Genomic DNA, 19,364 nt, shown 5'->3' with positions numbered 1-19,364 from the left:
CCTTTTTGGGGCTGCTGCACAGCCCAGCGGGAGCAAGCTTCCTCGCCACAGGATTTTCGTGAGGCATCAATCCGCTGCCTTGAGGGTTTTCTCTTGGACAAGCAGCATGGAGCGATAGGCGGTTTCCACGAACAGGTCATAAGCCTCCAGATAGAGGTACGAACTGCTGGTTTTGAGTCCATTGTCCGCGTTGCACTTCACGTCAAGCGCCAACCCTTGCAACGAAGCAACTTTCTGCGCGGCGGGAAAGGACTCACCGACTGAACATTCAAAGGTCTGCTCGAAAGGCTTGCCCTCACTGCTCACAAAGCTCTTGCTGTAGCCGATGGCGCTACCTGGCTTGAGGTTTTGCCAATCCCCCTTCAAATCGATCCGCATGAGACGGCTTGTTCGCTCGGCTGGAACCTTTGGCTCAGCGCTACTCGCCGAGGCAAGCTCGATCAGGCCGCGCCAGCGAACGCTGAGCTTTTCGCTGCCCAATGCGCCCATGGCCTGCTCGCGCCAGATGCCGCGAGCCGGGCCTGGCTGCAAATAGAGATCCATAGGGGTGTTCTTGACCACGGCGCCCGGCGCCATGGGCGAAGTGGCGTCATAGGTAAATTGCAGGTGACTGAGCGTGCGGGTCGGGTGTCCTTGGGGCAATGCGCTGACTTGTGCCAGCAACGCTGACGGTATTTCTGGTGTAGGCATGTCCGGCGGTAGTTTCTTGCGCAGTGCGCCCACTGTGTCGAGTTTTGCCAGCTTGGCGGGTTCGGCGCAAACAGCGCCAACCAAGCGCGTACGTTGCTTCGCATTCAAAGCGCTGTCGAGCGGCTGCAGAGGCGGCGGCAACAGGCCTTGGTTGCTCATGCGATAGACCTGGCGGGTGTTGGCCTGCTGTGTAGAGCAATTGATCTCGACTCGCTCAAGCTGACGGTCGTAGGTCTTGCTTGCCTCCAGGCGCAGGCGAGCAAAGTCGATGCCTGCCCATATCGAGCGTCGAGCATTGTCCAGGTCCAGGCTGCCGGAGTCGACCATTAAGATGTCTTCACCATCGCCAGGAAGCTGCCTCCATCCGCCGTCCTCCACTGCTTGGCACATTTGCTGAGCCGTGGTGCGTGCTGGTTGCTGCCGGTCCGCCGGCAACACGAAAGGCTTGTACCAGCCTTCTGCCTGGCGATAGTCCATCGCTAACATCAGGGCCTCGCAATTGGCGAAGAGTCGCGCCTGGGTGGCCGGCTGGGTGCCCGCGGCGGGCACGTCGACCATCAGCACTGCGGTGGGCCCCATTCGCAAGGTGTTATCCAAAGGCAGGGGCTGGGCCAGTACACGGGCCGTCATGGCCAGGTTCTGCGCGTCGCGTTCGGCAGCCACGCGCTTGTTGTGCTCGGCGATTTTATCGGATCGAGACGCACAGCCCACCAGGGCCGAGGCGCAGAGGGCAGCCAGCAGCGTGGCGGTCGATATTCTGGATAGATGAAGCATGAACGTCCTTGATCAGTGTGGAGTCAGTCAACTGCGTCGGGGAGGTCCATCGGTGCCATCCTGGCCGAGCGCTTTCAGGGGGGCGCAGATTAAGAGGTTTACCTGCGTTTGGCCAGTGACGGATTCTCTCCACCGAGGGCCAGCCATTCAGCTGGATAGCCAGGTATTAACGACCCGCCGGTCCAGCTCCTCCCAGTCCGCCATGCCCAACACTCGCGTGGTATTCAGGCCGCGTAGATAACCGCGCAGTTGATTCGCCGTGTCCCGGTTGAGTTGCGGGTCGGCTTCGGTGTCGCCCAGCAGCACGGTTTCGTACGGGACCAGATACTCCGCCACCCGTTCCCGGAAGTCGGGCAAAACCGCACCGCGAATCAGATCAAATGTTCTCATCAGATACCTCATAGGGTTTTTCAGGGCTTGCAACTATTGCCATCAGTAATAGTGACCATTACGAAATGCAAGTTCTGCTTTGCCGGCGTTCATTGGAGAATCAGCCCCATCGAAACGCAGCCCAACACCGCAGGACCTGAAACATGCGCCCCTTATTTTTCCTTGCCCTGGCTTTGCCCCCGTTGTTGCTGGCCGGATGTGCCTCGGCTCCGAACGATCCGACCCTGACCTTGCAGACCAGCAAGACGCCGGCCGAATACGCCGAATGCGTCGTACCGAAATTGCAGGACCGCGCGCTGAATCCGACGGTCTCGCAGACCCAGCGCAGCTATCGCATCGTCGTGCCGAGCAAAGTGGCGGCGGACAACGTGCTGGAAGCCTACAAGGCGGGTAGCGGCGGCAAGGTGTTCGTCTATGAGCGGCATTTGCTGGCTTCCAACTTCCTGCCTTCGAATTTTGAGCGCGCCGCCCAGGATTGCATCTGACCGGTCCGTAAACGCTTTTCTCCGTGCTCCTTTGGTTGGCCGCAACCAACCAATTCCCTTGCCCCGCACCGTATTCGGTCGCGGGGCTTTTTTTGTCCGGCGCGCCTTGCGTATCGTGGTGTGAGAGGATGGCGCATTCGACGCCACCCTCGACAAAAAGGACTGAGATGAACCTGTTCCCAGCGCACTCCGTGCCATTCCTCCTGACGTTCGCTGCCCTGTGCGCCCCGGTGCACGCCGCGACGTGGCAAATCTGCGACATGCAATTGCGGGTCACTGAGGTGGTGAAGCAGCCGTTCCCCGGTCTCCGCGCCCAGGTTCTGAAAACCAGCCCTGCCTCGCCCGACGTGGAATGTCCGGAAGAGGGTGCGGTGATCAGTTTCATCCCGGAAACCGCTGACTACCAGGCCACGCTTGCCCGGCGCAAATGGCCTGTAAAAGACCAGGCGATCCGGATCAAATACCGCTACCTGGACGGCATCTGCAAAGGCGACGGCAACGAACATCCTTGTCGTATCGAGCATTATCCTTTCGTGGCCCAATGATCAGCCTTGGCCGGCGTTCGCCTCGGCTTCGATCGCAGCCCTGACGCTGGGGCGCGTCTCGATCCGAGCCATATACAACGCCAGCGCCGGCCAATGCTCGATGTCGATGGCGAAAAACGGCAGCCATTTGAGCACCGTGAACAAATACGCGTCGGCAAGGCCGAAATCCCCCTGCAAATAGCTGTGTTGTTCGAGAGCGCCGGCCAGGTAATCAAGCCGCTTGAACAGCTTCTGCTTGAAGATGGCCTTGGTCGTTTCCGGGATCTCGGCGTTGAACAGCGGGGCACAGCCGCCATGGATTTCCGAGCTGATGAAGTTCAGCCACTCCTGCAACCGAACCCGCTCCCAGGTGCCATTGGCCGGTGCCAAGTGATTGCCCGGAACCTGATCGGCCAGGTACTGGACGATGGCGGGACCTTCGGTCAGCACTTCACCGTTATCCAGCATCAGCGCCGCGACGTAGCCCTTGGGATTGATGGCAAGAAAGTCCTGCCCGCCGACGGTTCGCTTGGTCTTGTTGTCGACGCGGATCAGCTCGAAGGCAATGCCCAGCTCCCGCAGCACGATGTGCGGGGACAATGAACAGGTCATGGGCGCGAAATACAATTTCATGGGATTTTCCTGATGGCGTTGAGTGCCGCTGAGGATCGGCGCGAACCGGAAGATTTTCAAAGGACATTTCGAGTGCTAGCGTATGACAAAATCTCATGAGCAACGTTGACCTCCATGGCTGTCAAAATCCCCTCACTCAACGGCCTGAAGGCGTTCGAATCAGCCGCGCGCCACATGAGCTTCACCCAGGCTTCCCTCGAGTTGAATGTCACCCAGACAGCGATCAGTCATCAGATCCGGCGGCTGGAGGACGAACTGGGCGTGCGCCTGTTCCTGCGGTTCAAGGACGGCCTCGCATTGACCGATGAAGGTCGCGCCTATTTTCCAGGCGTTCGTTCGGCATTCCATGAGTTGCGTCATTGCACCGAAACCTTGTTGGATTCGGTCCATGACAGTGCGCTGACGGTGAGTACCCTGGTGTCCTTCGCATCAAAATGGCTGCTGCCTAGATTGGCCTCGTTCCAGGAGGCCTATCCCAACATCGATGTACGTGTCTCGGCTTCCACCGACCTGGTGGATTTTCGCAAGGTTGGAATCGACGCGGCCATTCGTTACGGCTCCGGAGATTGGAAGGGCCTGCGCGCTGACTGGCTAATGTCCGATGAGGTTTTTCCAGTGTGCAGTCCGAATCTGCTGGTGGGACCCAATGCGCTGAAGGCGCCCGGCGATCTGACCCATCACACCTTGTTGCAGGTCAGTGGCATGACGCGGGACGATTGGAGCCTCTGGCTGGGGGCCGCCGGCCAACCGAGCGCCCTGGCCGAAGGCTCACGGTTGACCTTCGACCTGGCGATGATGGCCGTGCAGGCGGCCATCGACGGCTTGGGCGTTTGCATCGGCCGCTCGACCTACGTCGACGACGATCTGAAGGCGGGTCGACTGGTCGCGCCGTTTGCCCTGAGGTTGAAGTCCGATCTCGGTTTCTATCTGGTGACACCCGTCGAAGCAGCCCACTCGAAAAAGGTCGAGGCGTTCAGGGCCTGGTTGATCGATTCGATCAGGGGGGCAAACACACCGGGTACTCTGTCGCTGGATTAAACGTCCATCCTACTGCGGCGGACGTTGCGGCAACGCCGAGTGGCCGAACGTATTGCCCATGCGAATCCGCGTGGCCGACTGGTTGTACAGACCCAGCTTGTTCGGCGCTCGCTGCTCTATCGGCACGTTCAACGCTTCCTGGTTCTTGCGCGCTGCCGCCGTACCCTTCGGGTTGGCCATCTGTTCGCTCAGGCATTCGTAGGACAGCGCCTTGTAGCCGTTCACCTCGACATTGATGCATCCCTCATTCGCCGGCTCGGCGGCTTGGGCCCACAAGGGAAGGGCAGCAAGCAGCAGCGCGTATACACGACAGTCCATGGCGAAGCTCCTTTTCCAACGGTAGAAGCCTGAATCTACCTCGTATTGGAGCAAGGTATGACGATGTTTTTTTTGCAGCGCCAGTCACACAAACGACATGTACACGTCTCATGATGCGCCAACGCAGGGCGTCGACACGCCGTTCGGGCCGGAAGATGTCTATGTCAAGAGAAGCGCTGAGCAGGTGCTGCCTCGCGCCCACGGTACTGTTCCTGTTGCTCCACGCATTGATGCCGCAACGCGACGCGTGGTCTGCCACGCCTGCGCCCCACGAGGCGGGCGACAGGCTGGCGCGTTCTGTCGAGTTTGCGATACCCGCCCAGGAAATGACCGTCGCCCTTGACCTGTACAGCAGGGCCAGCGGGATGGCGATCCTGGTAGACCGTCAACTTGCGCACGGGCGACGGTCGACGGCGGTGCACGGGCGTCTGAATGCCCGCCAGGCGTTGGAACAGTTGCTGGCCGGTAGCGGCTTGGCGGCGCTCTATACCGGTGCGGATGCTTTCACCGTGAAAGAGGCAAAGCTGACCCGCCGCGCCGATGCGTCTTCGCGCAACGGTGGTCCTATGCGCGAGGATAACTTTGCCCGTGCGTTGCAGGTCGCGTTGGAGCAGGCGCTTTGCCGTTCTGCGGTGACGCGTCCGGGCCATTATCGAGCGGCGCTACAGCTGTGGGTCGGAGGATCGGGCGAAGTGCGCAAGAGTCGCTTGCTGGCGTCCACCGGTGACGCCCGGCGCGATGCGGCGATTATCGAGGGCCTGAGCACATTGGACATCGGCCGTGTCCCGCCGTCTTCGTTGCCGCAGCCGGTGACGGTGCTGGTGGTGCCGGGCGCCGCTTCGGCAGGCACGGAATGCAACCCATGGGAAGGAGCGGTAAAGCCATGACGGAAAAGGAGCAGAGCGCCATGCTCAAGGTGTTCCTGGCTTCCTATGATGTGTTTCGCGCACGCTTGCGCCGACGTCTGGGCTCCGATGACCTGGCCAACGACGTATTGCACGAAACCTATCTTCGGGTAGACCGCATGGAACCTCCGGCAGATGTGCAGAAGCCGGGCGCCTACCTGTTCCGCATGGCCCTGAACATCGCGGCTGACCGTCGTGCGCAGGATGCACGCTTGCTCACCGGCACTGAAATCGAAGAACTGATGCAAACCGCCGACGAACATCAGGACCCGGCGGTGATCGTCGGTGGCCAGATTGAAATTCGCGCGCTGATGCAGGCGCTGACCGAGCTTGCGCCCCGGCGCCGGCAAATATTGATGGCATCACGCATGGAGCAGACACCGCATCAGGAGATCGCCCAGCGATTCGGCATCTCCACCCGGATGGTCGAGAAGGAACTCAAGGCTGCGCTGCAATACTGTGCCGATCGCCTGGAAAGAAAAGTGATTCAGCGGTTCGGTCCCGGCGCGGGAAAACAGTCTTAGGTAATAAGGCGCTCGTCGCGCATTCCTTCTTGAGTCATTTCACGTTTGAAAAACATGTCTATAAGCGCATCTGAATCGGCCAGTGCCACGGCTAACCAGCTCCGGGAAGAAGCGTTCCATTGGCTGGTGCGCTTGACTTCAGGGCACGCCACCCACGCCGACGCCGAGGCTTTTCGGCGCTGGAGTGCGCAAAGTTCCGAGCACGCCCGTGCCTTTTTCCTGGCCCGCCAGTTGTGGCAGGCCATGGCGCCCGCGGAGCAGAAGCTCCGCCAGGAGCAGGCGGCAAAGGTCGTCAGCCACCCGCGGCGTTTCGGGCGCCGAGCGTTTCTCGGCGGCGCGATTGCCGCGTCGGTTGCGGTGCTGGTCGCGCGTCCGTCACTGCTGGATGGCTGGCCCTTGGGCGCGGATTTTCATACCGGTGTCGGCGAGCAACGCCACGTCGACCTGACGCAGGGCGTGGTGCTTGAACTCAATACCCAGACGCGCATCAGCCAGCGCAGCGAGGCCCCTGGTGACGCCGCCATCGAAGTACTGAGCGGTGAAGTGGAAATCCAGGCCAGCACGGCGTTGCGTGTGCTTGCCGGCAATGGCGAGTTGTTCGCCGATGCCGCGCGGTTCAATGTGCGGGCCACCGAGGGTAGCGTGTGCGTGACGTGCCTGGAGGGCCGCTTGCAACTGAAGCATCAGGGGCGGCGCTTGAACCTGGAGCAGGGCCGACAATTGACCTATACCGCGCAGCGACAAGGCCAACCCACCCCTTTCGATACCCAGCAAGTCATGGCTTGGCGTCAGCAAATGCTGGTGTTCAACGATGCCCCCCTCGCGAGCGTGATCGATGAGATCAACCGCTACCGTCCCGGCATGATCGTGCTGATGAACGCTGAGCTCGGGCGGCGCAAGGTTCAGGCGCGCTTCAGCCTGGCGCAACTGGCGAATGTCGCCGTACTGATTCGCGATGCCTACGGCGCCACCATCACCGAGCTACCGGGCGGCGTGGTGCTGGTCAGCTAAGCGTTTTCATTCCAGTGGGCTGCTATTGAAACGGTGCCAGCACCTGGCGGTAGCGCTCGGTGCCGTGCGCCGTGCGGCGGCTGAAGCTGATTTCCAGACCCGCAGGATTTTCCTCCTTGCTGCCAGTCAGATGGCGCCAGCCCCGGTCGGCGCGCCATACACGCACATCAACGCGCTCAAGCTCACTCAACACCGCGACACGCTCCTTGGGCGCGGGGAGGGGATAGCGTGACCGGGCGAAGCCCGAGGCACGGAAGAGCGTGCCGCCTTCAATCCACCACCTCACCCGTTGCATCTTGCCGTCCTGGTCCGCCGCGGCGCGTATCAATTCCAACTGCAAAGGATCGCTGTCGCTGCTGCGAATGCTGATCGCGGCAGGCGCCGGGGGGCGGGTGGCGGCGGGTTCATCGGGCGGTGGCGGCTCGGCCAGTTCAGTGGTGGCGCGCAGGGCGAAGTCACGCTGCAGCTGGTTGAATGCGCGCATCAGTTGCGCGTGCTGTTCGGCGCTGTCCTGCAGGTGGGCGTCGGCGCGGGTCACGCCGTCGAGCCCGCGCCAGGCGATCAGGCTGACGATGGTCATCAGCAGGATGGCGACCATCACTTCAATCAGCGTGAAGCCGTTCTGCCGGACCATCAATGCACCTCGATGCGGCCAGCCGCCGTGCGCGTCACCGATACGCTGGCCTGGTTGCTGGACAGAATGACTTGCAGGGGCGCGGCAATCCATTCGGCATCGAGCACCAGCGTTTTGCCCGGGTGGATGCGCACCTGCACCGGTCCCGCGCTCCAATGCCTGGGGCGCAGTTGCGGGTCATTGATGAACTCCCGATCCTGTGCGCCGACAGCGTCCAGCCGCACGAAACGGTAACCCTGGCTGTCGGCGACCCAGGCGATGCGACGACCGTCGCTGCGCGCTTCGGCCTGGGCGGTTTCCAGCAGCAAGGCCAGGCGCTTGGCATCTTCGCGCAGGCCGCTTGCCGCGTCGGCGTGGATATTCAAGCTGATGGCGGCGCTGGCGATGCCGATGATCACCAGCACGACCATCAATTCGATCAGCGTGAAGCCGCGTTGTCGGTGCCGCCATTCATTCATGGTCGCTACGCCTTTCGCTGGGGTGAATTTGCAATAAAACCGTGAGAAAGCGCTGGTAGCCTGAAGCACTGGACGTCACGGAGGATCCGCTCATGCGCCATTTCCATCGCCTCGATCCGGCCACGCTGGTCCAGGCTGTCGCCGTATTGGCCAGCGTGGCGGGGCTTGTCACCTGGGGCTTCTTGCTCAACGATTCGGCGCCCGTGCAAGCCCAGGCCAATAGCGAACCCTTGCCGCCCTTGGCAGCGACTGGCCAAGCCGCGGCGCAATGGTTCGCCAGTTCCCCGCAGAACCTGGAGATCAAGCTCAGTGGCCTGCTGGCCGGACCCCATGGCGCGGTGGCAATTCTCAGCATCGAGGACTCGCCGCCGCGGGCTTTTCGTGCGGGTGAGCCATTGGGCGAAGGTGTGCGACTGCGCGGAATCGAGGCTGATGCCGTGGTCATCGAGCGGGCCGGCGTTGAATCTCGCCTGTCGATGGCTCGTCTGCCGGTGGCGCTGCCGTCGTTGCGCTGATTCATGGCGGGGTGACAGGGCGGCTGAGCAGCGTTTCCAGGCGCGCCAGCGGCGGTCCGTCATGTTCACGTTCATGCACCAGCACTTTCACTCTCAGCAGGTCGCCACTGCGGGTTACCTGCTGCTCGCAGCTGAGTTTCAAGCGTCCTTGATCACAGCGTTGCATGGCGCTGCCCTTATCTGTGGCCCCGCGCAGACGCAATTCGGCCAGGCTGTTCTGGGCCGCCAACAGCGCCATCGAGCGATCCCGCAACAGCGCGTTGCTCTGGCTCATTTGTGCACTGGCGCGAACAGCCGCTGACATTGCCACCGCCACGATCAGCAGCGCCACCAATACTTCGATCAGGGTAAAGCCGCGTTGCCGGGGTACCTGTCGGGTCATGGCAATGAGCATCGTCGGGGAAATGTGCTTCAGCCTAATGCCCGCGTTTTACGGATTGCTGACCAAAGCTCCTGAGGAATTTTTATACCAGTGACATATGCCGCTGGAACAATCCGCAGCGAATGGAAACCTCAACCAGCGCCAGAACGCGGCGCCAGCCAAGGAGTGTCGAGATGGGTGTCGCATCGTCTGGCCGTCCCACACGTGGCCCTCGCCGGCAGCAAGGTTTTACCCTGATCGAGATCATGGTCGTGGTGGTCATCCTCGGCATCCTTGCCGCCATGGTCGTGCCGAAGGTGCTTGATCGCCCGGACCAGGCCAGGGCCACGGCGGCCCGCCAGGATGTTGCGGGGCTGATGCAGGCGCTCAAGCTGTTCCGTCTCGACCAAGGGCGCTACCCGACCATGAACGAAGGGCTCAAGGCCCTGGCGGAAAAACCCGCCAACGCCACCAGCGCCAATTGGCGCGCGTACCTGGAACGGCTGCCCAAGGACCCGTGGGGCCGCGCCTACAACTACCTCAATCCGGGCACTAACGGTGAGGTCGATGTGTTTTCCCTCGGCGCCGATGGGCAGCCCGACGGCGAAGGTGTCAACGCTGATATCGGCTCCTGGCAGCTCTAGTCGTGAATCGCTCAGCCCAGCGTGGCATGGCGGTGATCAGCGCCTTGCTGGTGGCGACCGTGGTCGCGGTAATCGCCGCTGGCATGATCGCCCGACAGGTCCAGGTGACTCGCAGCGTGGAAAGCGAAAGCCAGCGGGTGCGGGGCGCCTGGCTGTCCAATGGCGTACTGGAATGGACCCGCCAGGCGCTCTGGCAGCAACGCCTGCGCGAGCCCATGACGCGTTTGGACCAGGCGTGGGCGCTGCCCCTGCGTGGGGTGCGCCTGGACGCTGAAAGCGGGGTGTTCGACGGCCATGTCAGCGATGAACAAAGCAAGTTCAACCTGCGCAACCTGATCCTCGACGGCCAACTCGACACATTGGAAGTCGCCGTATTCGAACGCCTGTGCGCCGAGCTGGGCGTGCCCGTGGCCCAGGCCAACCGTATCGTCCAACGCGTGGTGGAGGCCTACCCCAAGCGCTTGCGTCCACCGCCGCCAGCCTCCAGCGCGGCACCCGGGTTCGACAGCGGTCGCCTGACATCGCCGGACGCCGAAAGCCAGCCGCTGCCCGCCACCCGGCCGATGTTGCGCGGTCTCGATGACCTGGCCGGCCTGCCCGGGATCGACCTCGCGGCCCTTGAGCGCCTGCGCCCCTATGTCACGGTGCTGCCGGCGCCCACTTGGGTGAATGGCAATACCACCACGGCCCAGGTCTTGGCCGCGCGAGTGCCCGGCATGAGCGTGGCGCAGGCGCAGGCGCTGATTACCGAGCGTGACCGCGGCCAGTGGTTCATCAACAGCGGGGATTTCCTCAACCGCTTGCGCGTGCCGCAGATGAGCACCGAGCAGCTGCGCCTGGGCATTACCAGCGAGTGGTTTCTATTGCGGGGGCAGGCCACGGTCGAACAGCGCCGCTTCGGCGTCGAAGCGTTGTTTTATCGCAGCGAGCAGCGCAGGCCGCAAGTGGTCTGGTCGCGGGTGGGCGCATGAGCACCTTGCTACGGATAGCGCTGGCGCCGCTGGCCCAGTTGACGGCCGACAGCCCGTTGGACTTCGCCTGGCTCGATCGCAAGGGCGCGCTGGTCGAACAGGGGAGGCAACCCCTGCTCGAGCTGAGCGGCGCGGCCCAAGGCAAAGCCATGGAGCTCTGCTTGCATCCTCAAGACACGTTGCTTGCCTGCATCGAATTGCCGCCACTTCCACCGGCGCGCCTTGGCGATGCCGTGCGCTGTGCGGCAGACAACCTCCTGCTGGGCTGCGACGATACCGTGCACCTGGTGCACGGGCCTCGTGATGCGGGCGGCCAGGTTCAACTGGCTTGGTTCGAGCGTGCGGCCCTGTTGCGTCTTTTGCAATTATTGCAGGGGCTCAAGTTGCAGCCGCGTGGTGTGTACGCGGCGCCTTGTTTTCTGCCGCTGGCTGAGCCGGGCACATGCACGGCGGCAAGCGTGGAAGGTCATTTGCTGGTCCGTGAGGATCTCCAGCGCGCCTGGGTGCATCCCATGATGCAAGAAGGCGCCGAACAGTTGCGCGAACGGACGGTGCGTTGGGTCGGCGCGGAAGCGGAATCCGTCGATCCATGGCCGGAAAACCAACGCTGGATCGGTCCGGCCCCGGCGTGGAACTTACTGAGCGGGATCGAACAAAGCGTCCGGGGCAATCAGCGCTGGGGCCGCGCGGTCGGCTGTTGCGCGGTGGCGGCGTTGATCTGGACCCTGGGCCTCAACCTGTACGCGGTGCGGTTGGCCGGCGAGGGCCAGGCAATCAAGGGACAGATGACCAGCCGGGTCCAGCAGGCTTTTCCTGAACTGCCGGTGATCCTCAATCCCTTGCAGCAGGCTCGCCAGCAACGCGATGCCCGGCGCAATGGGGCGCTGGCCGAAGGTCCGGTCAGCTTCGCCGCCTTGGTGCAGCAGGCGGCTGGGCAGTTGCCGTTCATGGCGGGCGCGGTCGACAAACTCGACTTCGACGGCAGCGAATTGCACCTGACCCCGCGCACGCCTGCCCGCAAACCACCCGCCGATAGCAACTGGCAAACCAGCCTGGCGCAAGCGGGCATAGCGGCCGATCTTGCAAATGGGCAATGGACGCTGAAGCGTTTGCCCGCGGACGCCAGGGCAGCGCCCGTTGCGGGAGGCACGGATGAATAGCCTGGCACGTTACCGCGCCCGCTGGCAGGCGCAGCGAGCCAGCGCTCAGCAGTTCTGGCAACGCAGTAGCGCCCGGGATAAACGCATCCTGCGGATTGCCGCGCTGGTGTTGCCCGTGGTGGTGCTGTGGTACGGCCTGATCCAGCCGCCACTGCAACGCATCGACCATTGGCAAGCCGAACTGCCGCGCCTGCGTTCCCAGGCGGTAGCGCTGGATGGGGTGCTGGCCGAGGTGCAGGGCGCCGGTGTGGTGCCCGGCGCGATCACGCCACAGCTTGTGAAAGAGCGTTTGGATGGCATCGGCCTGGCCGGCGCCTACGACTTGGAACACCGGGTCGAGGCCGACGCCACAACCTGGCGGCTGACCCTCGACAACGCGCCCGCCGATGCCTTGTTGAACTGGTTATTGGACGACGCACCGAGGCTCGGCCTGCAGGTGCGCGACGCTCATTTGCAACGGGCAACCTCGCAAAGCACTGAGACGGCCGCGCGGATTTCCGGGGTCGTTGGCATGGAACAGGCGCCCGGCGCTAAGGAATCCTCATGAAGCGGTTTGGTACGTATGCGTCAACAATTCCCTTGGCGCTGTTGCTCAGTGCCTGCAGCCAATTGGGCAGCGAGCAGGCGCAGCCCATTCCCGCTCAAAGTGAGCTGGGCCAGCCGCTCGCACAGACCGGCAGCGGTGACGCGCTGGTCGAGCGCCAGCGCGTGCAAGCGCAGGCAGAGCAACGACGCCAGGTCACGCGCAAGGCATCGTCGCGCCCGACCCTCCGTCCGCTCGATGCCGGCCCGACTGGCAACGGACTGGGCAATCAACCGGTGCAGTTGAATTTCGTCGAGGCCGATATTCCCGCCGTGGTGCGTGCGCTGTCCCGCGCCACCGGTCGCCAGTTCCTGGTGGATCCACGTGTCAAAGGCCAATTGACCCTGGTGTCCGAAGGCGAGGTGCCGGCCCGCACGGCCTATGACATGTTGCTCGCGGCCCTGCGCATGCAGGGTTTTGCCGTGGTCGAAGTGGAAGGCGTCAGCCAGGTGGTCCCGGAAGCCGACGCCAAGTTGCTGGGCGGGCCGGTGGGGGACGCCGATCGTGCGGCAGGCAACGGCATGATCACCCGGACCTTTCGCTTGCAATACGAAAACGCCGTCAACCTGATCCCGGCACTGCGGCCCATCGTATCGGCCAACAACCCCATCAATGCCTACCCCGGCAATAACACGGTGGTGGTCACCGACTATGCGGAAAACCTCAACCGGGTGGCGCAGATCATCGCCAACATCGACATACCCGGCGCCATCGACACCGATGTCGTCCCCGTGCAGAACGGCATTGCCGTCGACATTGCGACGATGGTGTCCGAGTTGCTCGACGTGCAGGGCGCCGATGCGACGCAAAAGGTGTCGGTGATCGGCGACCCTCGATCCAACAGCATCATCCTGCGCACCGGCAGCCCCGAACGCACCGAGCTGGCCCGGCAGCTGATCTACAAGCTCGACAATGCCCAGAACAACCCGAGCAATCTCCACGTGGTGTACCTGCGCAACGCCCAGGCCAACAAGCTGGCGCAAGCCTTGCGCGGCTTGCTCACCGGTGAAGGGGAAATGGCCGGTGCGTCCACCGACAGCGCACGGAACCTGTTGAACGGCGGTGGCCTGGGTGGCCCGGCGGGCAGCAGTACGAGCGGAAACGGCAATAATTCGTCGAGCACTACCGGCAGCAGTTCGCAAACCAACAATGGGCAGAGTGCAGGCCTGCAGATGTCGAGCGGCCAGGGCAGCCATCAGGCAGGCGAAGGCGCAGTGGCGTTTTCCGCCAACGGCGTCACCGTGCAGGCCGATACCACCACCAACACCTTGTTGATTTCCGCGCCCGACCCGCTGTATCGCAACCTGCGCGAAGTCATCGATCTGCTCGACCAGCGCCGCGCCCAGGTGGTGATCGAAAGCCTGATCGTCGAGGTCAGCGAAGACGATGCGAGTGCCTTCGGCATTCAATGGCAAGCTGGTGATCTGGCGGGCAACGGCTGGATCGGCGGCGCCAACCTGGGCGGTGCAGGCATCAATACCTCGGCCAAGAACAGCATTGATGCATTGCCCGGTGGCTTGAGCATCGGCAAGGTCTCGGGCACGGTGAATATTCCCGGCATCGGCCAGGTGCTCGATTTGAAGGTGCTGGCCCGCGCCCTGAAAAGCAAGGGCGGAACCAACGTGTTGTCCACGCCCAACCTGCTGACGCTGGACAACGAAGCGGCGAGCATTTTCGTGGGCCAGACCATCCCCTTCGTCACCGGCAACTACGTGACCAACGGCGGCGGCAACAGCAACAACCCGTTCCAGACCATCGAGCGGGAGGAAGTCGGGCTGCGCCTGAACGTGCGCCCGCAGATTTCCGAGGGTGGCACGGTCAAGCTGGACATCTACCAGGAAGTCAGCAGCGTGGACCCGCGCGCCTCCAGCGACGCCGGCACGGTGACCAACAAGCGCGCCATCGACACCAGCATCCTGCTCGACGACGGACAAATCATGGTGTTGGGTGGCTTGTTGCAAGATGGCTTTACCGAAAGCTCCGACGCGATTCCGGGGCTGGGCAGCATCCCGGGCATTGGCGCGCTGTTTCGCAGCGACAGCCGCTCGCGGACCAAGACCAACCTGATGGTCTTCCTGCGGCCCTACATCATTCGCGACAGTAACGTCGGCCGCAGCATTACCCTCAATCGCTACGATTTTATCCGCCGTGCCCAGGGCAATCTGCAGCCAGCGCACAAATGGCCGCTCACCGATATGCAAGCACCGCAGTTGCCGCCGGCCGCCCAGGCGATGCCGCTCAATCCGTCACCCCGCCAGCCGATACCGCTCAATCAGCCACCCCGAGCGATGCGCGCCGTGCCGCTGGAACCAGGTGGGCAGCCATGAGCCCCTCCCTGCAAACCGGTGCGGGCGCGTTGCCCTATGCGTGGGCCAAGGCGCAGCGGCTCCTCCTCAAGGCCGGCGAGGAGGGCAACGTATTGCTGGTCAGTGCCGCGACGCCGGGCTGGGCCATCAACGAGGTACGCCGGCGTTATGGTCCCACTGCGTTGCAACGGATACGCGACGAAGAGCTCGAAGCGCTGTTGACCAGCGCTTATGCCGACACCGGCAGCGCCGCGGCGATCGTCGGCGCGGCGGAAAACGAAGTCGACCTTGATCGCCTGATGCAGGACATCCCGGAAGTCACCGATTTGCTGGACAGCGAAGGTGGCGCCCCGGTCATCCGCATGATCAACGCATTGCTGACGCAGGCCGCACGGGATGAGGCCAGCGATATTCATATCGAACCGTTCGAAAGCCATTCCGTGGTGCGTTATCGCGTCGACGGAGCCCTGCGCGATGTGGTCGCGCCGCGCAAGGCCCTGCACGCGGCGCTGGTGTCGCGGATCAAGATCATGGCGCAATTGGACATCGCCGAAAAACGCTTGCCCCAGGACGGCCGCATCGCCCTGCGTGTTGCCGGACGGCCCATCGATGTGCGGGTGTCCACCGTGCCCACCGGCCACGGCGAGCGGGTGGTGATGCGCCTGCTGGACAAACAGGCCGGGCGCCTGCAATTGGAAACCCTGGGCATGGCGCCCGCGGTGCTGAGCCAACTGGATCAACTTATCCGCCAACCCCACGGCATCGTGCTGGTCACCGGCCCCACCGGCAGCGGCAAGACCACCACGCTGTATGCCGCCCTGGCCCGCCTGGATGCCAGCACCAGCAATATCCTGACGGTGGAAGACCCGGTGGAATACGACTTGCCGGGCATCAGCCAGATCCAGGTCAACACGCGGATCGACATGAGCTTCGGCCTGGCGCTGCGGGCAATCCTGCGCCAGGACCCGGACGTGATCATGATCGGTGAAATCCGCGACCAGGAGACCGCGCAGATCGCGGTCCAGGCCTCGCTGACCGGACATCTGGTGTTGGCGACCTTGCATACCAACGATGCGGTGTCGGCGGTGACGCGGCTGACCGACATCGGCGTCGAGCCGTTCCTGTTGGCGTCGTCATTGCTCGGCGTCCTGGCGCAACGCCTGGTGCGTCGCCTGTGTCCGGCGTGCAAACAGCCTGACGAAGCCGCGCCGGGCCAATGGCGTCCTCATGGTTGCCCGCGCTGCAACCATACCGGTTACAGCGGCCGTACCGGTATCCACGAACTCTTCGTGGTGGACGATGAAGTGCGGCGGTTGATCCATCAGGGTGAAGGCGAGCAGGCCTTGCGCACCTGTGCGCGACAGGCCGGCATGTTGAGCATGCGCGAGGACGGCGAACGCTGGGTGAGCAGTGGCTCCACCGCCCGCGAAGAAATCCTGCGCGTGACCCGGGACGCCTGATGAACCGCTACCGTTTCGAGGCCGCCGATGCCTCGGGGAACATCGAGCAAGGCGTGCTTGAGGCCGATAGCCAGCGCAGTGCCATGGGCGAACTGCGCGGCCGTGGGCTGACGCCGTTGCGCATCGACGAGCAGTTACACGTCAGCAGCGCCGGTGCCTCGGGCCTGTTCAGCGCAAAATTGTCGGACAGCGACCTGGCCTGGGCTACCCGTCAATTGGCGAGCCTGTTGGGCGCCAGTCTGCCGCTGGAAGCGGCCCTGTCGGCCACCGTCGACCAGGCCGAGAAACGCCACATCGCCGAAACCCTCGGCGCGGTGCGCGGCGATGTGCGCAACGGCATGCGCCTGGCCGATGCGTTGGCCGCGCGACCGAGGGATTTTCCCGAGATCTACCGGGCGATGATTGCCGCTGGCGAGGAGTCTGGCGATCTCGCCCAGGTGATGGAGCGCCTGGCCGACTACATCGAAGAGCGCAACAACCTGCGGGGCAAGATCCTCACGGCCTTCATCTACCCAGCGGTGGTGGGGGTGGTGTCGATTGTCATCGTCATCTTCCTGCTGGGTTTCGTGGTGCCACAGGTGGTCAGCGCTTTTTCCCAGGCGCGCCAGGACTTGCCCACCCTGACCCGGGTGATGTTGCAGGCCAGCGACTTCCTGCGCGCCTGGGGTTGGGCCTGCTTTGCCGGGCTTGCCGGATGCTGGTGGGGATGGCGGCGCTATTTGCGTAACGCCGACGCACGCCTGGCCTGGCATAGCCGGGTGCTGCGGCTGCCGCTGATCGGCCGCTTCGTGCTGGGGGTCAATACCGCGCGTTTCGCCTCGACCCTGGCGATTCTTGGCAGCGCTGGCGTGCCGCTGTTGCGCGCCCTGGATGCCGCCGGGCAGACCCTGGCCAATGATCGCCTGGCCCATTGCGTGGCCGACGCCACCTTGCGGGTGCGCGAAGGCGTGGGCCTCGCCAATGCACTGCGGGTCGGCAAGGTGTTCCCGCCCATCCTGATTCACCTGATCGCCAGCGGTGAAAAAACCGGGGCCTTGCCGCCCATGCTCGAGCGCGCCGCGCAAACCTTGTCGCGCGACATCGAGCGCCGGGCCATGGGCATGACGGCACTCCTGGAGCCGCTGATGATCGTGATCATGGGCGGGGTGGTGCTGACCATCGTCATGGCCGTGTTGCTACCGATCATCGAGATCAATCAGCTGGTGCAATGACACCTGCGCGATCCCACTCCTGAGCGCCACTCGGGTTCATCCGTTCGACATCTACGCTGCGCCAGGCTACGGCGCACGGGGGAGGGCATGCGACGGACTTACGCTCACGCTGGGAAAACTGAGCAAAATGTCAGGAAGGTGTCGGTAACTCCCGAGAATATTTAGGAAAAACAAGGCCGAACACCCGAGATTTTTTCCTTTCTCTGTCACTGGAAATTGAGAGTTTCTACGCCGTGGCCACCCCTTCGAACGAGCGCCGGAAGTCCGCTCGGGGCAGCGGTCGCGATGAGAAGCACAAGCGAACTACCAACGTCCAGACACGATGAAAGGAGATTCTTCATGTTCAAGCGCAACGTTCTCGCCGTTTCCATGGCCGTCGCCGGCCTTTGCTCTGCCCAGGCCATGGCCGCTGTCGTCGGTGGCGGTGCCACCCTGCCGCAAAACCTGTACGGCGTGCCTCCGACCGGTGGTGTCGCGGCCCCCGTCGGCATCCTCAACGGTCCAGCGCCACAACCGGCCTTCGACAACTACGTGGGTGTGGGCAGCGGTGGCGGCAAGACTGCTTTCCTGACCAACAACTCGGACGTGCTGGTCTGGAACCTCGACGGCAACTCCGCAACTGCCCTGGAAAAGGTCTACGTTCCGGCCGTGACCGTTGACTACGCCGGCAGTGATTCGATTCTGTCCACTGCCGAACTGACCACCTATCGCGCCGCTCACCAGTCGCCAGCCGTGCCAACCGGCAACGCTGCCAACTGGGGTCCGATCATCCAGATTCCTGCCGAAGCCACTTCGGTGACCGTTCCGTACAAGTTGACGCTGGCCAACGGTACCGCGGTCAACAACCTGAACCTGACCAGCGCCCAGCTGTGCGACATTTTCTCGGGCACCGTCACCACTTGGAACCAGGTCAACAGCACCTACCCGACCACCCCGATCAAGGTCTACTACCGTGCTGGCAGCAGCGGCACCAGCGAGATCTTCACCCGTCACCTGAACAGTCAGTGCCCGACCAAGTTCACCACCAACGGTACCTTCACCACGGCGGTCGGCACCGTTCCGGCGAACGCCACTGCCGTGACTGGCAGCGCCGCGATGGCCAGCACCGTGTTGTCCACCGAAGGCGCCATCGGCTACGTCGGGCCGGAAGATGTCAACGCCACCAGCAACGCCGTGGTCGCTCGCGTCAACGGCAACCTGCCTACCGTCGGCAACGTGACGACCGCGCTGAGCACCATTGCGCCGCCCGCCACCGCTGATCGTGGCCTGCCGGAAAACTGGGCCAAGGTCCTGCCTAACCCGGCGACGGGCTACAGCATCGTGGGCTACACCTTCCTGGTGTTCAACCAATGCTACAAGGACAGCACCGACACCGCGGCCGTACGTGACTTCATCAGCCGCCACTACACCCTGTCCGATGCCAACAACAACGACGATGAAATCATCGCCGCCAAGCTGATTCCAATCACCGACACTTGGAAAACCGCCATTCGCAGCACTTTCTGGACCGCTACCAACTCGCTGTCGGTGGGTAACACCACCGCCTGCAACGGCATTGGTCGTCCGCAATAAGCCCTGATTAGGGTCTGCTTCATGAACCGGCAACAGCCTCGCGCTGTTGCCGGTTTTTCGTTTCAGGCAACCGCCCGGCAGATGAACATTGCGTGACAAAAGTTCGGTCGCGACGGCTTCAACCTGCCTTGGGATTAGTCATTTGCGCGCCTCGTCCAGAGGGCGCTATCGAATTCGCCCTGCGTAAAAAGGATCCG

22 protein-coding genes are annotated in these 19,364 nt (G+C 63.2%); 15 read left to right on the top strand and 7 right to left on the bottom strand.

Features of this window, described 5'->3' with window-relative positions; all coding sequences use genetic code 11:
- Positions 1-66: 66 nt before the first annotated feature.
- Positions 67-1,464 (bottom strand): hypothetical protein, encoded by a 1,398-nt coding sequence (locus JMN22_RS08810; RefSeq protein ID WP_198796760.1) that lies wholly within the window; start codon positions 1,462-1,464, stop codon positions 67-69.
- Between the two features lie 147 nt (positions 1,465-1,611).
- Positions 1,612-1,854, bottom strand: a complete 243-nt coding sequence (locus tag JMN22_RS08805) for a hypothetical protein (RefSeq protein WP_033864527.1) — start codon at positions 1,852-1,854, stop codon at positions 1,612-1,614.
- Positions 1,855-1,997: 143 nt separating this feature from the next.
- Here JMN22_RS08805 and JMN22_RS08800 point away from each other — a divergent pair, with 143 nt between their 5' ends.
- Together JMN22_RS08800 and JMN22_RS08795 are read left to right on the top strand one after the other, a co-directional pair.
- On the top strand, positions 1,998-2,339 hold the full coding sequence (locus JMN22_RS08800; protein ID WP_030140565.1) for a hypothetical protein: 342 nt from the start codon (positions 1,998-2,000) through the stop codon (positions 2,337-2,339).
- Positions 2,340-2,506: 167 nt separating this feature from the next.
- The gene (locus tag JMN22_RS08795) at positions 2,507-2,884 is read left to right on the top strand and encodes a hypothetical protein (protein ID WP_051065985.1); all 378 of its coding nucleotides are present in this window, start codon (positions 2,507-2,509) and stop codon (positions 2,882-2,884) included.
- On the opposite strand, the gene gstA is transcribed toward JMN22_RS08795, so the two are convergent.
- Positions 2,885-3,496: a glutathione transferase GstA gene (gene gstA, locus JMN22_RS08790; protein WP_030140567.1), complete on the bottom strand. Its 612-nt coding sequence runs from the start codon at positions 3,494-3,496 to the stop codon at positions 2,885-2,887.
- A 114-nt stretch (positions 3,497-3,610) separates the two neighbouring features.
- Here gstA and JMN22_RS08785 point away from each other — a divergent pair, with 114 nt between their 5' ends.
- Complete coding sequence (locus JMN22_RS08785) at positions 3,611-4,534, top strand: transcriptional regulator GcvA (protein WP_198796761.1); 924 nt, start codon at positions 3,611-3,613, stop codon at positions 4,532-4,534.
- Positions 4,535-4,543: 9 nt separating this feature from the next.
- On the opposite strand, the gene JMN22_RS08780 is transcribed toward JMN22_RS08785, so the two are convergent.
- Complete coding sequence (locus JMN22_RS08780; protein WP_181289710.1) at positions 4,544-4,852, bottom strand: hypothetical protein; 309 nt, start codon at positions 4,850-4,852, stop codon at positions 4,544-4,546.
- A 161-nt stretch (positions 4,853-5,013) separates the two neighbouring features.
- On the opposite strand from JMN22_RS08780, the gene JMN22_RS08775 reads away from it, so the two are divergent.
- From JMN22_RS08775 to JMN22_RS08765, 3 genes are read left to right on the top strand one after another with little or no spacing between them, the layout of a single operon-like run.
- Positions 5,014-5,739: an STN domain-containing protein gene (locus JMN22_RS08775; protein ID WP_236010323.1), complete on the top strand. Its 726-nt coding sequence runs from the start codon at positions 5,014-5,016 to the stop codon at positions 5,737-5,739.
- A complete protein-coding gene (locus JMN22_RS08770) occupies positions 5,736-6,281 on the top strand; it encodes an RNA polymerase sigma factor (RefSeq protein WP_198796762.1) in 546 nt (181 codons plus the stop codon). The genes JMN22_RS08775 and JMN22_RS08770 overlap by 4 nt, the downstream gene beginning before the upstream one ends.
- Positions 6,282-6,335: 54 nt before the next feature.
- A complete protein-coding gene (locus tag JMN22_RS08765; protein WP_206768522.1) occupies positions 6,336-7,292 on the top strand; it encodes a FecR family protein in 957 nt (318 codons plus the stop codon).
- 22 nt (positions 7,293-7,314) lie between these two features.
- Here JMN22_RS08765 and JMN22_RS08760 read toward each other — a convergent pair whose 3' ends face one another.
- Both JMN22_RS08760 and gspH read right to left on the bottom strand, forming a co-directional pair.
- Positions 7,315-7,926 (bottom strand): prepilin-type N-terminal cleavage/methylation domain-containing protein, encoded by a 612-nt coding sequence (locus tag JMN22_RS08760; protein ID WP_198796763.1) that lies wholly within the window; start codon positions 7,924-7,926, stop codon positions 7,315-7,317.
- Positions 7,926-8,384, bottom strand: coding sequence for a type II secretion system minor pseudopilin GspH (gene gspH, locus JMN22_RS08755; RefSeq protein WP_198796764.1), 459 nt, complete (start codon positions 8,382-8,384; stop codon positions 7,926-7,928). The genes JMN22_RS08760 and gspH overlap by 1 nt, the downstream gene beginning before the upstream one ends.
- Positions 8,385-8,476: 92 nt before the next feature.
- Here gspH and JMN22_RS08750 point away from each other — a divergent pair, with 92 nt between their 5' ends.
- On the top strand, positions 8,477-8,899 hold the full coding sequence (locus JMN22_RS08750) for a type II secretion system protein N (RefSeq protein WP_198796765.1): 423 nt from the start codon (positions 8,477-8,479) through the stop codon (positions 8,897-8,899).
- A 1-nt stretch (position 8,900) separates the two neighbouring features.
- Here the strand turns inward: JMN22_RS08750 and gspI are convergent, their stop codons facing one another.
- On the bottom strand, positions 8,901-9,281 hold the full coding sequence (gspI, locus tag JMN22_RS08745; protein ID WP_198796766.1) for a type II secretion system minor pseudopilin GspI: 381 nt from the start codon (positions 9,279-9,281) through the stop codon (positions 8,901-8,903).
- Positions 9,282-9,454: 173 nt separating this feature from the next.
- Between gspI and gspG the strand changes: the two genes are divergently transcribed.
- From gspG to JMN22_RS08705, 8 genes are all read left to right on the top strand, one after another.
- Positions 9,455-9,904 (top strand): type II secretion system major pseudopilin GspG, encoded by a 450-nt coding sequence (gene gspG / locus JMN22_RS08740; RefSeq protein ID WP_198796767.1) that lies wholly within the window; start codon positions 9,455-9,457, stop codon positions 9,902-9,904.
- A gap of 26 nt (positions 9,905-9,930) precedes the next feature.
- Positions 9,931-10,875 (top strand): type II secretion system minor pseudopilin GspK, encoded by a 945-nt coding sequence (gene gspK, locus JMN22_RS08735; RefSeq protein WP_198796830.1) that lies wholly within the window; start codon positions 9,931-9,933, stop codon positions 10,873-10,875.
- A complete protein-coding gene (gene gspL, locus JMN22_RS08730; RefSeq protein ID WP_198796768.1) occupies positions 10,872-12,035 on the top strand; it encodes a type II secretion system protein GspL in 1,164 nt (387 codons plus the stop codon). Before gspK ends, gspL begins: the two co-directional genes overlap by 4 nt.
- Positions 12,028-12,582: a type II secretion system protein GspM gene (gene gspM / locus JMN22_RS08725; RefSeq protein WP_198796769.1), complete on the top strand. Its 555-nt coding sequence runs from the start codon at positions 12,028-12,030 to the stop codon at positions 12,580-12,582. The genes gspL and gspM overlap by 8 nt, the downstream gene beginning before the upstream one ends.
- Positions 12,579-14,945: a type II secretion system secretin GspD gene (gene gspD, locus JMN22_RS08720; protein WP_198796770.1), complete on the top strand. Its 2,367-nt coding sequence runs from the start codon at positions 12,579-12,581 to the stop codon at positions 14,943-14,945. The genes gspM and gspD overlap by 4 nt, the downstream gene beginning before the upstream one ends.
- Entirely contained in the window at positions 14,942-16,384 is a 1,443-nt protein-coding gene (gspE, locus tag JMN22_RS08715) for a type II secretion system ATPase GspE (protein ID WP_198796771.1), read from the top strand. The genes gspD and gspE overlap by 4 nt, the downstream gene beginning before the upstream one ends.
- The gene (gene gspF, locus JMN22_RS08710; protein WP_198796772.1) at positions 16,384-17,595 is read left to right on the top strand and encodes a type II secretion system inner membrane protein GspF; all 1,212 of its coding nucleotides are present in this window, start codon (positions 16,384-16,386) and stop codon (positions 17,593-17,595) included. The genes gspE and gspF overlap by 1 nt, the downstream gene beginning before the upstream one ends.
- 339 nt (positions 17,596-17,934) lie before the next feature.
- Positions 17,935-19,167 (top strand): substrate-binding domain-containing protein, encoded by a 1,233-nt coding sequence (locus JMN22_RS08705; protein WP_198796773.1) that lies wholly within the window; start codon positions 17,935-17,937, stop codon positions 19,165-19,167.
- Positions 19,168-19,364 lie beyond the last annotated feature (197 nt).

The organism is Pseudomonas sp. HB05 (genome assembly GCF_016756915.1).
GTDB lineage: Bacteria > Pseudomonadota > Gammaproteobacteria > Pseudomonadales > Pseudomonadaceae > Aquipseudomonas > Aquipseudomonas alvandae.
Note: the sequence above shows the minus strand (reverse complement) of the source record. Positions and strands in the feature narration are given on the sequence as shown.

Bases quoted from the DNA above. Each gene is read 5' to 3' on its own strand.
- JMN22_RS08810 (WP_198796760.1), bottom strand. From the start codon at position 1,464: ATGCTTCATCTATCCAGAATATCGACCGCCACGCTGCTGGCTGCCCTC.
- JMN22_RS08805 (WP_033864527.1), bottom strand. From the start codon at position 1,854: ATGAGAACATTTGATCTGATTCGCGGTGCGGTTTTGCCCGACTTCCGG.
- JMN22_RS08800 (WP_030140565.1), top strand. From the start codon at position 1,998: ATGCGCCCCTTATTTTTCCTTGCCCTGGCTTTGCCCCCGTTGTTGCTG.
- JMN22_RS08795 (WP_051065985.1), top strand. From the start codon at position 2,507: ATGAACCTGTTCCCAGCGCACTCCGTGCCATTCCTCCTGACGTTCGCT.
- gstA (WP_030140567.1), bottom strand. From the start codon at position 3,496: ATGAAATTGTATTTCGCGCCCATGACCTGTTCATTGTCCCCGCACATC.
- JMN22_RS08785 (WP_198796761.1), top strand. From the start codon at position 3,611: ATGGCTGTCAAAATCCCCTCACTCAACGGCCTGAAGGCGTTCGAATCA.
- JMN22_RS08780 (WP_181289710.1), bottom strand. From the start codon at position 4,852: ATGGACTGTCGTGTATACGCGCTGCTGCTTGCTGCCCTTCCCTTGTGG.
- JMN22_RS08775 (WP_236010323.1), top strand. From the start codon at position 5,014: ATGTCAAGAGAAGCGCTGAGCAGGTGCTGCCTCGCGCCCACGGTACTG.
- JMN22_RS08770 (WP_198796762.1), top strand. From the start codon at position 5,736: ATGACGGAAAAGGAGCAGAGCGCCATGCTCAAGGTGTTCCTGGCTTCC.
- JMN22_RS08765 (WP_206768522.1), top strand. From the start codon at position 6,336: ATGTCTATAAGCGCATCTGAATCGGCCAGTGCCACGGCTAACCAGCTC.
- JMN22_RS08760 (WP_198796763.1), bottom strand. From the start codon at position 7,926: ATGGTCCGGCAGAACGGCTTCACGCTGATTGAAGTGATGGTCGCCATC.
- gspH (WP_198796764.1), bottom strand. From the start codon at position 8,384: ATGAATGAATGGCGGCACCGACAACGCGGCTTCACGCTGATCGAATTG.
- JMN22_RS08750 (WP_198796765.1), top strand. From the start codon at position 8,477: ATGCGCCATTTCCATCGCCTCGATCCGGCCACGCTGGTCCAGGCTGTC.
- gspI (WP_198796766.1), bottom strand. From the start codon at position 9,281: ATGACCCGACAGGTACCCCGGCAACGCGGCTTTACCCTGATCGAAGTA.
- gspG (WP_198796767.1), top strand. From the start codon at position 9,455: ATGGGTGTCGCATCGTCTGGCCGTCCCACACGTGGCCCTCGCCGGCAG.
- gspK (WP_198796830.1), top strand. From the start codon at position 9,931: ATGGCGGTGATCAGCGCCTTGCTGGTGGCGACCGTGGTCGCGGTAATC.
- gspL (WP_198796768.1), top strand. From the start codon at position 10,872: ATGAGCACCTTGCTACGGATAGCGCTGGCGCCGCTGGCCCAGTTGACG.
- gspM (WP_198796769.1), top strand. From the start codon at position 12,028: ATGAATAGCCTGGCACGTTACCGCGCCCGCTGGCAGGCGCAGCGAGCC.
- gspD (WP_198796770.1), top strand. From the start codon at position 12,579: ATGAAGCGGTTTGGTACGTATGCGTCAACAATTCCCTTGGCGCTGTTG.
- gspE (WP_198796771.1), top strand. From the start codon at position 14,942: ATGAGCCCCTCCCTGCAAACCGGTGCGGGCGCGTTGCCCTATGCGTGG.
- gspF (WP_198796772.1), top strand. From the start codon at position 16,384: ATGAACCGCTACCGTTTCGAGGCCGCCGATGCCTCGGGGAACATCGAG.
- JMN22_RS08705 (WP_198796773.1), top strand. From the start codon at position 17,935: ATGTTCAAGCGCAACGTTCTCGCCGTTTCCATGGCCGTCGCCGGCCTT.